The 16991-nt window shown below is 44.1% G+C and carries 15 protein-coding genes; 2 read left to right on the forward strand and 13 right to left on the reverse strand.

The features are described from left to right. Positions 1–232: 232 nt before the first annotated feature. Entirely contained in the window at positions 233–1297 is a 1065-nt protein-coding gene (locus AC5WJX_RS17525; RefSeq protein WP_494483982.1) for an IS110 family RNA-guided transposase, read from the forward strand. 66 nt (positions 1298–1363) lie between these two features. On the opposite strand, the gene AC5WJX_RS17530 is transcribed toward AC5WJX_RS17525, so the two are convergent. The 9 genes from AC5WJX_RS17530 to fumC form a co-directional block, all read right to left on the reverse strand. Continuing rightward, the gene (locus tag AC5WJX_RS17530; RefSeq protein WP_494485555.1) at positions 1364–2404 is read right to left on the reverse strand and encodes a glycosyl hydrolase; all 1041 of its coding nucleotides are present in this window, start codon (positions 2402–2404) and stop codon (positions 1364–1366) included. Between the two features lie 19 nt (positions 2405–2423). Next, positions 2424–3350, reverse strand: coding sequence for an SGBP N-terminal domain-containing protein (locus AC5WJX_RS17535; protein ID WP_494485556.1), 927 nt, complete (start codon positions 3348–3350; stop codon positions 2424–2426). A 52-nt stretch (positions 3351–3402) separates the two neighbouring features. Beyond that, positions 3403–4917, reverse strand: a complete 1515-nt coding sequence (locus tag AC5WJX_RS17540) for a RagB/SusD family nutrient uptake outer membrane protein (protein WP_494485557.1) — start codon at positions 4915–4917, stop codon at positions 3403–3405. Positions 4918–4931: 14 nt separating this feature from the next. Then, entirely contained in the window at positions 4932–7973 is a 3042-nt protein-coding gene (locus AC5WJX_RS17545) for a SusC/RagA family TonB-linked outer membrane protein (protein WP_494485558.1), read from the reverse strand. 470 nt (positions 7974–8443) lie between these two features. Continuing rightward, a complete protein-coding gene (locus tag AC5WJX_RS17550) occupies positions 8444–8899 on the reverse strand; it encodes a ferritin-like domain-containing protein (RefSeq protein WP_440428532.1) in 456 nt (151 codons plus the stop codon). Positions 8900–8950: 51 nt separating this feature from the next. Further along, on the reverse strand, positions 8951–9523 hold the full coding sequence (locus AC5WJX_RS17555) for a DUF1543 domain-containing protein (protein WP_494485559.1): 573 nt from the start codon (positions 9521–9523) through the stop codon (positions 8951–8953). Next, on the reverse strand, positions 9523–10320 hold the full coding sequence (locus AC5WJX_RS17560) for a S1/P1 nuclease (RefSeq protein WP_440428534.1): 798 nt from the start codon (positions 10318–10320) through the stop codon (positions 9523–9525). The genes AC5WJX_RS17555 and AC5WJX_RS17560 overlap by 1 nt, the downstream gene beginning before the upstream one ends. 77 nt (positions 10321–10397) lie before the next feature. After that, positions 10398–10901 carry a fumarate hydratase gene (locus AC5WJX_RS17565; RefSeq protein WP_494485560.1) on the reverse strand — a complete coding sequence of 168 codons (504 nt, stop codon included), beginning with the start codon at positions 10899–10901 and terminating at the stop codon, positions 10398–10400. A gap of 12 nt (positions 10902–10913) precedes the next feature. Next, positions 10914–12311 (reverse strand): class II fumarate hydratase, encoded by a 1398-nt coding sequence (fumC, locus tag AC5WJX_RS17570; RefSeq protein ID WP_440428536.1) that lies wholly within the window; start codon positions 12309–12311, stop codon positions 10914–10916. 143 nt (positions 12312–12454) lie between these two features. Here fumC and AC5WJX_RS17575 point away from each other — a divergent pair, with 143 nt between their 5' ends. Continuing rightward, positions 12455–13663 carry a serine hydrolase domain-containing protein gene (locus tag AC5WJX_RS17575; protein ID WP_494485561.1) on the forward strand — a complete coding sequence of 403 codons (1209 nt, stop codon included), beginning with the start codon at positions 12455–12457 and terminating at the stop codon, positions 13661–13663. 39 nt (positions 13664–13702) lie between these two features. On the opposite strand, the gene recG is transcribed toward AC5WJX_RS17575, so the two are convergent. From recG to AC5WJX_RS17595, 4 genes are all read right to left on the reverse strand, one after another. Further along, positions 13703–15808: an ATP-dependent DNA helicase RecG gene (gene recG / locus AC5WJX_RS17580; protein ID WP_494485562.1), complete on the reverse strand. Its 2106-nt coding sequence runs from the start codon at positions 15806–15808 to the stop codon at positions 13703–13705. Positions 15809–15821: 13 nt separating this feature from the next. Then, a complete protein-coding gene (locus AC5WJX_RS17585; RefSeq protein ID WP_494485563.1) occupies positions 15822–16202 on the reverse strand; it encodes a RidA family protein in 381 nt (126 codons plus the stop codon). After that, entirely contained in the window at positions 16202–16486 is a 285-nt protein-coding gene (locus tag AC5WJX_RS17590) for a DUF6728 family protein (RefSeq protein WP_494485564.1), read from the reverse strand. Before AC5WJX_RS17590 ends, AC5WJX_RS17585 begins: the two co-directional genes overlap by 1 nt. Beyond that, positions 16479–16991 (reverse strand): group II intron maturase-specific domain-containing protein (locus tag AC5WJX_RS17595; RefSeq protein WP_494483672.1); only part of this gene is annotated, 513 nt, incomplete at its 5' end. The genes AC5WJX_RS17590 and AC5WJX_RS17595, both read right to left, overlap by 8 nt.

A 16991-nucleotide genomic window follows, 5' to 3' on the forward strand; every position in this document is an offset into this window, starting at 1 on the left:
TTTACTGAGAATTTTAAAAAGGTCAATATATTGTTGTTATGCAAAATGTGTTGGCTGTTCGTGTCAGTTCAGATCGGGCTAGGTAGGCTATATGTTATACCGTAAAAAAGGTTGAACGACACGATTTTATTCTCAGGAGTCTGAACAGTACTTAAGGCCATAACTAGGAGCCTGGATAAAACAAAAGGATAGACGAAGGGGAATTAAGTCGATACGATCTAAATTCTTGATTATGGCTATTACAAAACAATCAGTTGGGATAGATATCTCACAAGCTACATTTACAGTATGTCTGTGTCAGCGTGCAGAGAATGGCGAATTAGCGTTCTCAAAAGTAGTAACCTTTGGCAATGATACTAAAGGTTTTAACCAAATGCTTCGCTGGGCCAAGGGCGCTATCGCCATCGGACCAGAGCTTGTGTTTCTAATGGAAGCCACGGGTGTTTATTACGAAAATTTGGCACACCATTTACATAAAGTAAAGAAAAGGGTTCATGTGGTGCTTCCTAACACCTCTAAACACTACTTTTCGAGCTTAAACATCAAGACCAAGACAGATGCTGTTGATGCAAGGATCTTAAGTCAGCTTGGAGTAGAGCGGACTCATAAGCTTTGGACTCCACCTCCTGCCGCCTTATTACAGCTGAGGAATCTAACCAGATATTATGTTCAGCTACAAGAACAAAAAACTAGCCTTGGCAACATCAAGCACAGTAAGGACGCTTCGCACGATGTTCAAAGCTTCATTCTCAAGAGTAATAAAAAGTTGATTGAAGATATCGACAAAGAAATTGCAAAAACGTTAAAAGAGATAAAAAGGCTTATAGAAACAGACAGCAACCTGAAAGAAAGAATAACAAAGCTGCTCACCATAAAGGGAGTAGGTTTGATTACCATAGCTACTATCCTGGCCGAAACTATGGGATTTGAGCATTTCAGGAATGCTAAACAACTGGTAAGTTATTCAGGCTATGATGTCGTGCAAAGAGAATCAGGAACCTCCATAAAAGGCAAGACCAGAATCTCTAAAAAAGGCAATCGGTACATCAGAAATGCATTGTACTTCCCGGCAATGGTCGCTTGCAGATTCAATCCTGGTCTAAAAGAAATGTATACAAGAATCAATCAAAACAAACCCTCAAAGATGATTGGACAAGTTGCCATTCAAAGAAAGCTATTAATATTGATCTATACTTTATGGAAGAATGATACGGAGTTCATTGAGGGCTATAAACTAAGTAGTCCCAACCCGAAAGTTGAGACTACGCTAGATAGTTCCATAGTCGAACTTCTTTGAAATACAAAAATACTTTTTTGTCTAAAATGTTTGCAATTTATAACAGTACCTTTTTTGTTGATCTTCCTACCAACCTGGCATCTGATCTAAAGTGATAACATTTGTTGCAGTATGCAGCGCTTTAATTTCCGCTTCGGTATTTTTCGAAAAGGTTAGCTCAGACCAGCCCATAAAAAAGGTCCACTTCGGTTGTTCTAACAATTCCTGACGTGTCGGTAATTTCTCGCATTCGCCAATCGCGATAGGCTTTCCATCTGCGATATTCACCATTGCCTTATATTTTGCCGCGGTATAACCACTGCCATCATAGATGTCAAGTGCTGCAACATCCCAGTATTCTTTTCCAGGATTATAACTGGTAAGATCGCTTTCCAGTGTACCGAAGTCCTGCATGTCCCATACCCAAATCAGGTTGCTCAAGCCCTTGGTGTTTTTAATATAATCATGTGTTAAACGGTATAGTTTCGCGGTGCCATTGACACCAGGACGGCCGCCCCACCAAAACTTCCCTTGGTTCATCTCGTGCAAAGGACGGAAAAGAACCTCCACACCTGCGTCTTCCAGTTGCTGCAAGTATACCGAGATATCATCCATCATTTTTTTCCACTTTTTATTGATCTCGGTACCATCGGTCAGCAGATCGTTGAACTGCTGGTCTGACATGGAACTTAGAACACCCTTCCCATCATCCCAAGCACATGGCTCAGCTAACGCAGGATTACAGGCATGCCACATGATGTTAACTACAGCACCTTTTTTCCATTGTGCCTTTGCTTCATCAATCATAACCTGACGATTATTGATGTTGTCGCCCTGGAACAGGAAGTCGCCGCTCCATAAAGCCGGATATTTACCGGTCTTCGCGTATACTTCATTGGTCCACCTTGCAGGCGTCGCGTTTGGCTCCCGGTTATGAATGCCCGTTAGCGTCTTTTTACCGGAAATGCTGTATAGATAATCTAATGTTTTGAAGCCCGTCTTCGGCACCTCCATCACTGGCGGCACGACTGGTGGCTCTACTTCGCTACCGTTTTGACTATCGCCTTTACAAGAGAAAAAAGCAAGCACGATCAGGTTTAGTATCAAGGAATATTTTAAATGTTTCATAATGTATACTAGCTTAAGATTAATTGGTTTTTTTGACATCTATCCAGAATTTCCTTGGGCGTTTAACCAACTTATCATAGTCAGAAAAAATCTTATCCCAATCATCAACACCGTTCATTGTGAAAACAAAGGCATTGTCCGCAATCGTTTTACTTTGACCATTGCCCAGGTCCTCAGTACCAGCATTAGCAAAGGTAGCCGTAGAGCTGGTCCCATCCGCAGCGGTGAAAGTTACCGTATTGGCCGCGTAATCTCTAACCCAGGTGGACTCACCTTTCGGGATCTTACGGTATAGCCCATTCACATCAGTTTGTGGGTTTGGTGTAAATGTAAAGTTTGCGTACAGCCCATCTGCACCAGCTTCGTTGATCACTTTTCCGGTGGTTTTTCCGTCTGCAGTAGCAGCGGTATAAGTAAAGGTCAAGGTATTGTCTAACTCTGCTGCAGGTCCGTCTGTAACCGGCCAAACTTGCTTTTCAGCCATATTAATCAGGCCTCCACCGCCGTATTCAGGTCCGGTACCACCGTAAACAACTAAACCCTTGATGCTATACGTGCCAAGCAGGGTCTCCGTAAAAGGAACAAGTTCCACTGTCCATTGGCGGGTTTGTCCCGATTCGGAGGTAACGGTATATGTTGCCTGATTCTTGGCGTCGAAATTCACGGCCTCCCCAGAAGCGGGGCTTACCTGCGCCCGGTAGGAAACCTGAACAGTAGGCTTAAGGCCGGTAAACTGATCACCATCCTGTGTTAATACGTTTACTTTCACAATGCCGGCTACACGGTCTATTACTGCAGGCCCAATCTGGCCCTCTGCCAGTGAAAATGCCTCAATGGAACGCTCGTTGCTGGTTACGTCCTTATAGGGGTCTTTTTTGCAGCCACTGAAGAAGATCAGCAGTGTAGCGCTGAAGCTGAGAAGAATGAATGTTTTAATATTTTTCATGTCTGTTATATTTTGATGATGAAGTGATCCTGATTTTTGTTCGGTCAGCTACTTAATTCATTAATGGATTTGTATCCAGTTCTCTTTGTGGAATTGGAAAGAAATAAGCACCATTAGTAAGTGTTTTTCCATATTGCTGTACCAGAACCTTTTCAACGCTGTTAGTACGTCTCAGGTCAAATAGGCGGTTCCCTTCAAAGGCCAGTTCCCAGGAACGTTCCTGCACTACTGCGTCTCTAAACGCAGCGAGGTCTAGTGATGGGTTTAAATTCCCCAGACCGGCACGTGCCCGAACTTTGTTAACGGCAGCATAACCTTCTGTGGTAGGTCCGCTTGCTTCTGCATAAACCAATAGAATATCTGAATACCTGATTACAGGAGAGTTGGTGCTTGCTTTATCGCCAACACGAAGCGGATCAATGTATTTTCTGCTAAACGGTCTTGAACTGCTGGCGATATCCAGGTTATAGGTCTTGCCATCATTCTCATAGCTGGATACAATCAATTCGGACTTACGCTTGTCATTTGTGGGATAGCTGTTATAATGTCCGGCTTCCATTAAGAAGTGCCCCCAACCTTGTCCGATGTTGATCTTTTGGCTCGTTGGGTCATTCTGGTTGTATAGAATGGTCATTGGACGATCGCCTGCTAAAAACATATTGCTGATCTTAGAATAATTTCCTTCGATTTCACCCGTGCGATCTACTGCTGCATCAAAGATATGCTCTGAGGGCATCTTCTTATAGACTTCAGTATTCCAGATATCGGGAAGGCTTTCGGTGAACACAAAGTTGTTCTGTTCATTGATAACCTTGCCTGCATAGTCTTTTGCTGCAGTGTACATGCCATTTGCATCTGTCACAAACGCGTAGCCTGGCGCATTTGACGCAGCAGAAGAGGCCAAATGAAGGTAAACTTTCGCGAGCAGCGCCTGTGCCGCAGTTTTGTTAGCTCTGCCTTCTTCATTTTTAGCGATACTCATTTTTTCCTCGCCGGCCTTGAGGTCACTGATGATCAAATCGTAGACATCTTTAATTGGCGACTTCGCAACAGGGATCTGTGTAACATCTTCGAGAATTTCCGTGCGGATTGGCACTTCGCCGAACATACGCACCAGATTGAAATAATGAAGTGCTCTCAGGAAATGTCCCTCACCAACAATCTGATTCTGATCTGCCTCCGGCATATTCGGAATGGAAGGCACATTGACAATTACGGCATTCGCCCGGGATACCCCCCGGTACATGTAGGTCCAGATATTATCAAGATCTGAATTGGTTGCTGTGGTACGTAACTGATCCAGTTCAAAGTTGCTTACCCCGGCATCACCTTTTTGACTGAGGTTTTCAGTAGGCAGTTCCGTGATGATGTAAAACCCCCTGGAATAGTACCCTACTTCCGGCAGGATCGAATAAGCGTAAATGATTGCTGATTTTGCATCGGCAGCAGTTTTATAGAAGGAACCGGTATTGGTCAAGCCATAAGGCTTTTCATCCAGTTTTGTACAGCTGCTTGCAGCCATGGTGGCAGCAACTACAGTGCAGAGTATATATTTTTTCAATTGCATGATTCTGTTATTAATTAAAATCCAACGTTAAGACCTAGAGAAAGTGCTCTTGTTTTAGGGTAAGAGCCTTGATGAATACCAGACTCTCCTACTTCAGGATCAAATCCGGCGTTAAACTTACTGAAGGTGTACAGGTTGTTACCTGATACAAATACACGTAAATTCTTGATGCCTTTGATGAACTGTGGCTTAGCTGTGTATCCAACCGTCACGTTCTGAATTCTGAGGAATGAGCCGTCGGTAATAAAGAAATCTGATGCTCGGTAACCTCTTGTGTTGTTTGCTCTTGGATATTCTGTACTCGGGTTATCCGGGGTCCAACGTTGCATCTGGCGACTTGGAGACATTTTTCTAAAATCAAAAACATCATTGCCCTGCACGCCATACACCTGCGCAGAAAAATCGAACTTCTTGTATTTCAAACTTGTGTTGAAGCTATATACAAAGTCAGGATTCGGATTTCCAATGATTGTTCTGTCAGCACCATCGATCTGTCCGTCTCCGTTTAGATCCAGGTATTTGATTTCGCCTGGTTGGGCATCAGCACCGGTAAGACCAGCAGCAACCCCTTCTTCGAGGGTCTGAATGATGCCATCAGATTTATACCCGTAATAAGCGAACATCGGCTGACCAACTGTAAAGGTGTTTACGCGTTGTCTAACCTGATCATACAATGATCCGATCTCTACACGCTCACTCTCTCCCATACTCAGCACCTTGTTACGGTTTCTGCTGAAGTTTGCATTCAATGTCCAGCTTAAATCGCTTTTTCTTATGATATCAGCGTTTATGCCTAGCTCAATACCTTTGTTACTTACTTCTCCATCGTTAATCCATTGCTGATCATATCCAGCAGATGGTGCAATGGTCTTCAAACGCAACAAGTCGTTTGTTTTCTTTTCATAATAATCTGCGGTAAGGGTAATGCGTTGATCCATAAACCCAATGTCGATACCGATGTCGGTAGAGCGAGTGGTTTCCCACTTAAGGCTGTTATTACCCAAGCCGCCGACAATCGTTAAGCCTTGTTCATTATTACCGCTTGCCAGTCCGGGACCAAACCCAGTTTGAAATCCAGTTCCTGTAAAATATCTCGCAGAGCCGAAACGGTCTAAGGTCTGGTATGGACTGATACCTTGATTTCCGGTTAAGCCGAAGCTGGCTCTTAATTTTAATTCAGAGAATAGATTCAGTGACTTGATAAAATCTTCCTCGTTTAGTTTCCAGGCGACAGCCGCTGAGGGGAAGTAAGCCCATTTGTTGTTAGCGCCAAATTTTGTTGAACCATCCGCCCTTGCCGTTACGGTGAATAGATAACGATCATTAAGCACGTAATTTGCTCTCGCATAGAAGGAGGATAGGTCAAATCGTGAAAGTCCGTTGGTGATACTCTTGCTTGTTGCAGTAGAAAGATCTTCGTTTAAGATATTGTCGTTTACGAATTGACGTCCAATCAAACTGCTTGACCTATTTTCGGTTTTTTGAATGGAATAACCAGTAACAAAATTCAACTTATGAATGTCAGCAAATGTCTTATCGATTGTGAAATAGTTCTCATTCAATAACTCAGAATAGTTACCATTATCAATGGAGCCATATCCCTGTGCCTCAAACCCTCTTTGCGTTGCACCATTCGGGTCATATTGGTCGTTTACCGAGTTCCCAAATTTAGAATTCAGTTGTGTCCGGAATTGCAACCAGTCGGTAAGCTTAACATTCGCATAAATGGTTCCCAGTACATCAACGGTCTTAGTGGTGTTAAGCAGGCTGTTTGCCAATGCTACCGGATTTCCGTAGTCGGTGTTGCTTGTACGGAAATAGTTTCCATTCTCATCATAAGCGGGGAATATTGGTGAACGATCGATGCTCAACCCAATACCGTTGTTACGGGTATAAGCTAAAATGACGTTCGTACCAACCGTGATGGCTTGCGATAGCTTTTGATCTAAATTAAGTCTGCTGGTATATTTCTTATAACCATTATTGATAGACAAGCCTTGTTCATCATAGTAGTTTCCAGAGATAGAGTACTTGGTATTTTCAGAACCGCCGTCAGCACTAAGCGTGTAGCTTTGAGAGAATGGGTTCCGGTAAACCAGTTTCTCCCAATCCGTATTGTATGCCCATAATGGTTTGTTTGGATCTAATCCGCGAAGTTCAGCAATGGAAGGGTAGTAAACGCCAGTTCTGATTTGACCCAAGTAAGGCAGCTGGTCTGCAGGTGTACCGCCAGTTAGTGCTGCTTCATTTTCATAGGTCGCAAGGTCCACACCATCGCGCCAAAGGTCTGGCTTTATAGCCATAGAAGAAAGGGTATTTAAAGAGGAGAAAGCGATGCGGGGACGCCCAGCAACGCCTTTACGAGTAGTTACTAAAATTACACCATTTGCACCTCTCGATCCGTAGATTGCAGCGGAGGAGGCATCTTTTAACACTTCAATGGATTCAATATCTTCAGGGTTGATTTGCTTCAACTGTCCTGCATCGCCCCATGGGTAACCATCAACAACCATAAGGGGATCTTTAGATCCGTTTAGCGAACTTGCACCTCTAATTCTTATTGTTGCGCCGGACCCAGGCTGTCCTCCAGGTGCGATAACCTGAACACCTGCGATTTTACCTTGCAGTAGCTGATCTACAGAGGCGGCAGGGGTACGATTAAGCTCGCTACCTTTAAGCGTTGCAACGGACCCGGTCAGGTCACTCTTTTTTGTTGTACCATATCCAACAACCACCACCTGTTCCAGGTCCTGTGCGTTGCTCTTCATTGACACTGAAATATTCAGATTATTGGGCCCAACATTTACCTCCTGGACATCCATACCCAAATACTGAAAAACCAATACTTGAGGACCGGCTGGAACGCCGATGGTAAACTTTCCATCTTCATTAGTGGAAGCCTTAAGTGCGGTACCCTTAACAGTAACCGTAACCCCCGGGATTGCAGATCCGGTTTCGTCGGAGACTGTTCCCGAGGTGGTCCTTTGCTGTGCGAGCAAAATGCCGGGTAACATCAACATCACTAAGCATAGTGCAATGCGTAAAACTCTTTTCATAACAGTTGTTTATATTTGACACCCAAATTTACAGCTGCACTTAAAGGTATTTTAATATTTTTTTAACATAAGGTTATAGAATTGATACTTGTTGCGCCACATAGTTGTTACAATAACATCCATTTTGACTAATATTATTACTCCTATTTCACGCATTTGGCAGTTTGACGTCCTAAATAATTTCACATAGTGTATAATATTTAAAAATGCCAGATTCATCAAAAGGTTATACTATTTTATCTACACACCTGCATCATAATAAGAGTTCCTACTAATAATCAACTGAATTAAAAGACATAATATGCCATCCGGAAAGTGCCGCTGGAGAACTCATGGTGCATATTGCCCATTTGAGAGCTTAAAGAAGCTCAAAAAAAAGAGCCTGGTGGGTACCAGGCTCTTTCTCAGTTGAATATTGATCGAGCACCTGAAAATTCAGATCACTCACATATCTTTCCATTAGCTTTATATTAGGCTACGGAGTCTCTTAAAGCTTTGATCTCATCGTGTGATACTCTTAGCTGCGCTTTTTGTTTAGTAATTAAAGCTCTTACATCTTCAGAAAGGTTGTCCATCTCTAAAGCCGTCTTATACGCTTTTTGAGCCGCATCCTCACCGAATTCGCAGTTGTTCAAAACGGTTTTACGGTCGTGACCGGTAAAGATGGCTTTAACATCCATCCATGCACGATAGATTTTACCAGAGTTCGTGGTTCCAGTTTCGATGTCAGAACCATAACGCTGAACTTCTGTAGCAAGTTCCATTTTAAGTTTCTGGCTTTCTACGATCATCTGTGCAAATAATGATTTCAGATCGCTGTCTTCAGGCTGTAGCTCTTCAATTGCTTTTTCGTAACCTACGATACGGTCATTATTGATTTCAATCAGATCGTTTAAAGTTTCGTAGTTTGCTGTTTGATTACTCATAGTTGTAGATTTTTTGATGTACTAAAACAACAGCAAGAGGCCACAAAAGTTTTAAGCCTTGTATAATGGCATATAGCCAAGGGTTAAAGGATCTGCTTCCAAATCAATTTCAGGGGTGATTTCTAGTTGATACATCGCTTTTAAATCAGCAGCAAGAACATCGCTGATCTCGAAGGCATCATCCACATCTACTCCGTATTTATCATCAATATGTGATGGCGCACCTGCGAAACCCGTATGCTTGTAAAATGCCGTTTGTTTGGCCTGCCTGGAAGCCTCTGCTTTGTCTTTTGCGACAATCAACAGCTTGTAATGTGGCTCGTCGAACTCCCCTTCGCGGTAGCCCCCAAGGTTTATGAAAAACAACTTCAATCCCTTTGATTCGCTATTGCTGCTTTTCGGCACCACCTTAATCCGGTATCCATCTACCGCAGTAACCGCCCGCCAGGCATCCATGTGTACGCGACCATTCGCTTCCGGCCAGAAGTTGAGCACCTCAACCCTGGTGTCTGCGATCGACTCCGCAATAGTGAAAAAGATGTCATGCTGCTCGGTATGACGGCCTGGCGGCTTACAGCCGAGCATGATCATGAATAAGGTTGCTTGCTTAGCTAGAGGTTCCATTAGCCGTAAATTTCGTTAATGATCTTTGCAAGACGAACACCACCTTTAAGCAATTGTTCGTTTAAGTGGTCTACAAAATCAAAGTTGTAGCGGTAGCTTAATTTATCATCCGCATGGGTCTTTGCATAGATCTTATCCACCAGCTGGTAAGATTCAAAAACATTTTCTGCCAACGAAATGCTTCTCCAGGCTTTTAACTGTGCTTTAGTTGGGTGGTTAATTGCAGTTGCATATTCCGTATAGCTCAGTTGTTGGTAGTCTACCAGACCTTCATCCCATACTTTGTGCAGGTTTGAACGGCCACCGAACCAGGATACATAAACCTTGTTACCGCCGAGGTCTTCTTTTCTCGCGGTATGCATAGGTTGGTGCAGGTCGCCCACCATGTGTACCAACATCCGTAAAGCCATTTTCTTCTCGTCGGCACTGCTTTCTTTCTTTTTCAGGATGCTGATCATATCCTGGATCTTGTTGTAAACGTTTGGTTGTTTTTCTTGCTCCAGGAAGTTAATCACGCCTTGACGGTCGAGCTTTTCAGGCAGATTTACATAGTGCCATGAGCTCAGGTAGTTGTAGCTGCTGTCGGATTTGATGAAGTCGGCCCAGTTTGCGCTCATTGCCAGTGTTTCATCGCCAAGGATGTTCTTGATCGCTTTACGGGATTTTGAGCTCAGGTAAGATTCTGCGACCTGTCCAACAATGCGATGCCCCAACATACCCCATGCGGAGGCATTCACAGGAATATAAGCGCAGATTGCCATGATCAGGCCCACTTTTAAGCTTTTACTAAGTTTCATTATTTGAATGTTGTTTTGAATGAATAAAGCGGTCAGAACCAGGTTGATGAAAATGCCTGATCATGACCGCTTAAGAATTATAAAGGTTTTGGATCGCACACGATCTTTTCTTTTAACGTCAGCACTGCTTCACGCTGGTCGTTTACGCTTTGAATGATCAGCTGATTTGGTTTTGCTGAGGTAATGGAGAATGACCTCAGGTATTGACCGGTTTGGTAACAGCCGGATACTTTTTGCTTGTAATTTGATTTGGTATAGGTGCCCTGAAGAAACAAGCTATCATTCCGTACCACATAAATTCCTTTGGCATACTCCTTCCACACGCCATTATTAAAGCAGGAGTCCTCATAGTAATTGACCTTGGAATGTGTGGTCAGGTCTACATAGAACGAGTCGCAGGTGAACTTAAACTTGTGCTCGGTGTAGTTTAACAAGGTGCTGGCATAAGGGATACTATCCTGTGTCCAGACACCTTGCATAAAGACCTCTCCTCTTCCCTGTACATCAGGCAGACGTTGACAAGCGGTTGCAAGTAACGCCAGTAGAAGCACAGGAAAGCAGAGCTGATATAATCTTTTCAATGGAATATGTATTTATTTAAGGCTTCCAACCATGTCTTCAGGTTTAACCCATTCGTCGAACTGCTCGCTGGTTAATAAACCAAGTTCCACTGCAGCACCTCTCAAGGTTTTATTTTCCTTGTGTGCTTTCTTCGCGATCTTAGCAGCATTTTCATAACCGATATGCGGGTTCAAAGCGGTAACCAACATCAGGGAGTTTTCAAGGTGCTTTTTGATCTCCGGCAGGTTAGGAAGAATACCTACCGCACATTTTTCTGTGAAGGAAACGCAGGCGTCACCAAGCAATCGGCCAGACTGTAATACATTGGCAGCGATCACCGGTTTAAATACGTTTAATTCGAAATGGCCGTTGCTGCCACCAATGCCTACAGTTACGTCGTTACCCATTACCTGCGCGCAAACCATGGTTAATGCTTCTGGTTGTGTCGGGTTAACTTTTCCTGGCATGATGGATGATCCTGGTTCATTATCCGGGATAATGATTTCGCCGATACCTGAACGTGGACCTGAGCTCAACATCCGGATGTCGTTCGCGATCTTCATCAGCGATACCGCTACACGGCGATAAGCGCCAGAAAGTTCTACCATAGCATCATGTGCTGCTAAGGCTTCAAATTTGTTTGGTGCAGTTACGAAAGGCAAGCCAGTAAGCTCAGCGATCTTCTGTGCAACCAGTACATCATATCCTTTAGGGGTATTCAAGCCAGTACCTACCGCGGTACCTCCTAAAGCAAGTTCAGAGATCATTTGCAGGGCATTGTTGATGGCTCTTAAACCATTGTCCAGCTGCTGTACGTATCCGGAGAACTCTTGACCAAGGGTCAATGGTGTAGCATCCATGAAGTGCGTGCGACCGGTTTTTACGATCTCTTGAAACTCCTGTGCTTTTGCTGCAAGCGCATCTCTTAATTGTTTGATGCCTGGAATAGTGATCTCTATCGCTTGTTTATAAGCAGCGATGTGCATCGCAGTCGGGTAAGTATCGTTTGAGGATTGTGATTTGTTGACGTCATCATTCGGGTGTAATACCTTTTTAGCATCCTCCAATGAACCGCCATTGATTACATGAGCACGGTATGCGATCACTTCGTTGGCATTCATGTTACTTTGGGTTCCAGATCCGGTTTGCCAGATCACCAATGGGAACTGATCATCCAACTGGCCTGCAATAACTTCGTCACATACCTTTGCGATCATGTCCGCTTTATCCTGTGCAAGTACACCAAGCTCGGCATTTGCCAATGCTGCAGCTTTCTTTAAATATCCAAATGCGTGGATAATTTCCTTTGGCATAGAAGCCTCCGGACCTATTTTAAAATTATTTCTTGAACGTTCAGTTTGTGCACCCCAGTACTTGTCTGCAGGAACCTGCACTTCACCCATGGTATCGTGTTCTGTTCTAAAATTCATATAATTTCTAATTTTCAACAAAAATAGTCTTTCTCCCCTTAGAATGATTGTAAAGTAACTGATAATGTTTAAAACTCTTTTGCGTTTAGAACCATATAAATCTCTAAATTTCCGACTTTTTATAAACCGACTTCTACCTGTCCATGATCTATCGTTATTCCTTTCTGGTAATTGCCATGATTACCTTGATGTTTGCCGCTTGCTCCAATACCAATAGTGCTAACAATGACCCAACGGTTCGTACACTAAGTGACGACAAAAAAGATAGCTTACTGCTGGTTTACAATCCTGCAAAAGAAGACAAGTTTATTGCAGATTTTGTACAGCGATTACATAAACGGGCTGGATTTAATGGCAATGTGCTCGTAGCAAAGGAAGGCAAGATCATCTATCAGAAAGCCATTGGCTGGGCAGATTATCTGCATCGCGACAGCTTAAACATTAAATCGGAATTTGAGCTTGCTTCGGTTACAAAGACCTTTACCGGCGTGGCTATCATGCAATTGATTGAGAATGGTAAACTGACCCTGGAGGATAACGTAAAGAAGTTCTTCCCGGACTTCCCCTATGAAGGTATCACGGTACGGTTGCTCTTAACACATCGCAGCGGGATGATGAACTACGTTTATTTCACGGATAACATCTGGAAGGAAAAGATGAAACCAATGAGCAACATGGACGTCATGCGCCTGATTGCAGAACATAAACCTGCACGGTATGCTGCTCCCGACACGCGCTTTCACTACAACAACTCCAACTATATGGTACTTGCTTCCATCATTGAAAAGGTTACAGGTAAGCCCTACGCCGACTATATGATGGAAAAGGTGTTCAAGCCTGCGGGCATGAAAAACACTCATGTTTACTCCACTACGGTTTACAAAAAACCTCCGGTTGACGTGGTTGGTCACGACCGCACATGGAGGTATTCTGTGGTTCAGAACTTCCTGGATGGACCCGTTGGAGATAAAGGGATTTACAGCACCATACATGACCTGCTGCTTTACGACAATGCACTACGTAACGGCAGGCTGTTGAAAAAAGAAAGTCTGGACTCTGCATACAAGGGCCGCAATAAGCCGGTAAATGGGCATTTCAACTATGGCTACGGCTGGAGGGTGTTTGAAGGTGATAAAAACCGTCGTGTGGTGTACCATACTGGCTGGTGGCATGGTTTCAGACACATCTATGTACGCGATCTAGACAAGAAAATTGTGGTTGTATTTTTAGGCAACCTGACAAACGGAAGCCTGCTGCAGCTGGATGACTTGTACAAGTATTTGAAGATGCCAGTGATCCGTAAAGGTGCGTATGCTGGCAATGGATCGCTTCCGGGTAGCGACGAAGATTAAGGAGCGGCAGAGCTGGGGTCCCGAACTTCCGTTGATCTTCTAGGAGATCTTGTCGAAGGTGATACCTTGGTTTTTCTTGTGCAGATATGATTTTAAAAGACTGTTCTTTGGAAGCTCCAACATTGGATCTTCATCAAAAAGGGCGATGATGGTGTTTCTTGCCTCCGTGAGGATCACCTGATCTTGTGCCAGGTCGGCAAGTTTTAGGTCCAATACGCCGCTTTGCTGCGTCCCCTGAATATCACCAGGTCCACGTAACTGCAGATCTATCTCAGAGATCTCGAAGCCATTATTGGTCTTTACCATCGTTTCCAGACGTACTTTCCCTTCTTTACTTAGCTTGTTTCCCGACATCAGGATACAGAAGGATTGCTCCGCCCCCCGGCCTACGCGACCTCTAAGCTGGTGTAGCTGAGATAGTCCGAAACGTTCTGCGTTTTCAATGATCATGATGGAAGCGTTAGGTACATTTACACCCACTTCAATAACCGTTGTAGCGACCATGATCTGGCTTTTACCCTCCACAAACTTCTGCATTTCGAAGTTCTTGTCGGCATTTTTCATCTGTCCGTGCACAATGCTGATCTGATAGTCTGGCAACGGAAACTGGTACCTTAACTGCTCTATACCGGCTTCCAGGTGCAGCAGATCGAGCTTCTCACTTTCTTTGATCAGCGGATAAACGACGTACACCTGCCGTCCTTTTTTGATCTCTTCCCGCATAAAACCAAACATACGCAGCCGTTGTCCTTCATACAGGTGTTTGGTGACGATGGGCTTTCTACCTTTCGGCAATTCATCGATTACGGAAACGTCAAGATCACCGTAGAGAGTCATGGCTAGTGTCCTGGGAATTGGCGTGGCGGTCATGACCAGAATATGGGGCGGCACCTGGTTTTTGCGCCATAACTTAGCGCGCTGCTCTACTCCGAAACGGTGCTGCTCATCAATAACCACCAGGCCGAGGTTCTGAAACTGCACCTTGTCTTCAATGAGGGCATGGGTACCCACAAGGATCTGGATCTCGCCGTTTTCCAGCTCCTGATGAAGCTTTGTACGTTGTTTTTTAGGCGTACTTCCGGTTAGTATAGCCACTTTTACCAGCTTATCGCCCAGAAGTTCTGCAAGCGACTCATAGTGCTGCCTGGCCAAAATCTCTGTTGGTGCCATCATGCATGCCTGGTACCCGTTGTCGTTCGCCAGCAGCATGCTCATAAGCGCAACTACGGTTTTACCGCTCCCTACATCTCCTTGCACCAGACGATTCATCTGCACACCTCTTTGGGTGTCCAGACGTACTTCCTTTATGACACGTTTCTGCGCATTTGTCAGTTCGAATGGCAGAATATCCTTGTAAAAGGTATTGACATTATGTCCGACTGCATTAAACAGCGCGCCCTTAAACTTCAAACTGCGCAGCTTTTTACTGTTCAATAGTTGTAATTGCAGGAAGAATAGCTCCTCGAATTTAAGCCGGCGTTGAGCCTTCTGCAATGCGGTTGCAGATGCAGGAAAATGAATGTTCAGCAATGCTTCCCGCTTACTCATCAGCCGGTATTTTTCGAGGATGTATGCAGGCATATTCTCCGGAATTTCCCGTAAATGCTGCTCCAATACAGCGCGTTGTAACTGCTGGATGCCTTTACTATCCAGAAAGCGCTTTTTCAGCTTTTCCGTAGAGTTATAAATGGGCTGCAGGGTAAGGTTGCCGGTTACCGTCTGCGGTCGCGGATAGGTTTCGAGCTCGGGATGGGAGATGCTGAAGCTGCCGTTGAAAACATTGGGTTTGCCAAAAGCAATGTACACCTTTCCGCGCTCCACGTTGTCATCTACCCATTTTAGACTTTGAAACCAGACCAGCTCAATGGTACCGCTATCGTCTGTAAACTTCGCTACAATGCGTTTTTTATGTTTTTCTCCAATAATTTCCTTCCCTGTAATACGTCCTACGATCTGTACCAAAGGCAAGTCTGGATGAAGCTCGGAAATCTTATAGAATCGGGTACGGTCGATGTACCGAAAAGGATAATAATGCAAGAGCTGGGCATACGTATATATGCCTAGCTCTTTTTTCAGTAAGTCTGCACGCATAGGTCCAACACCTTTCAGGTATTCTATTGGCGCATCTATGGTTGCAGTATACAATTTCTAAATAGGATTATGCTTTATATGCTGTCGCAGAGATTTCCACGTTAACGCCTTTTGGAAGGCCTTTTACAGCTACAGTTTCCCTTGCAGGGAAATTACTCTTAAAGAATGAACCATATACCTCGTTCACTTCATTGAACAAACTCATGTCTGACAGGAATATCGTTACTTTCACGATATGGGAGAAGTCGTATCCGGCTTCAAGCAGTACAGCATTGATATTACGCATCACCTGGCGGGTTTCTTCTTTGATAGAGCTTTGTTCCAATTCACCCGTAGTAGGATTGATTGGTACTTGTCCGGATAGGAATAAGAAACCGTTAACTGCTACCGCCTGGCTGTATGGTCCGATAGGCGCAGGGGCCTGGTCTGTGTTTATGATTTTCTTCATTACTTTAATATGATTAGGTCTATAAGTTTCCAGATTACACCTGCCAGAAAGACAATAATGGCCAAAGCATTGATAAAATGCATGATTTTGAGGTTTGTATTCTCAGGTCTGTTTGGATCTTTCTTTCTGAAGAAGTACATAAAACAAATGTATAAAATAAACCAGATAAGCCACAAAGGGCATCTGGTAAAATTAGCATCGAGTAGGAAGGTAATCATTATTTGATTACCTGTCCCCTCACACCACCGTACGTGCCGTTCGGCATACGGCGGTTCATTAAACATAAACAGCTTTAGGGGTTACTATTTCTTTTAGACATAGTAGCCCCTGTTTCTTTAGAAATGCATTGTTAAGAGTCCGGGTCAGTATCGGGCTGTGTACGGTTCGCCAATGGCCTTTTCGGGTATTTCCCCATTGATAAGCCTGATCAGGGTGAACCCCAAGTTTCTCGAGTTGCTTAACGCGGGTCTTTACCTGCTTCCATTGTATCCAATAACATAGCCTGACTCGACTGCGGACCCACTCATCAAGTTCTCTGAATACAGTATGAGCTTCGCTCAGCTTGAAGTAGTTCCCCCAACCCTGGTTCAGCTGCCTGATTTGCATCATCCGATCCTCGATCGGGTAAGGTTTTCTGCGGCAGGTAATCTCCCTGATTTTATCCTTGTAAGTGCTAATGCTTTTACGGTGTACCGTAATGCCTTTGCTACCTTTCTTGTGATAAAAGGTAAAGCCCAGTAGTCTGGTTTGCCATGGACGGGTAACCACGCTCTTTTCCACGTTTACTTT

Source organism: Pedobacter sp. NEAU-ZC8, from assembly GCF_059278965.1.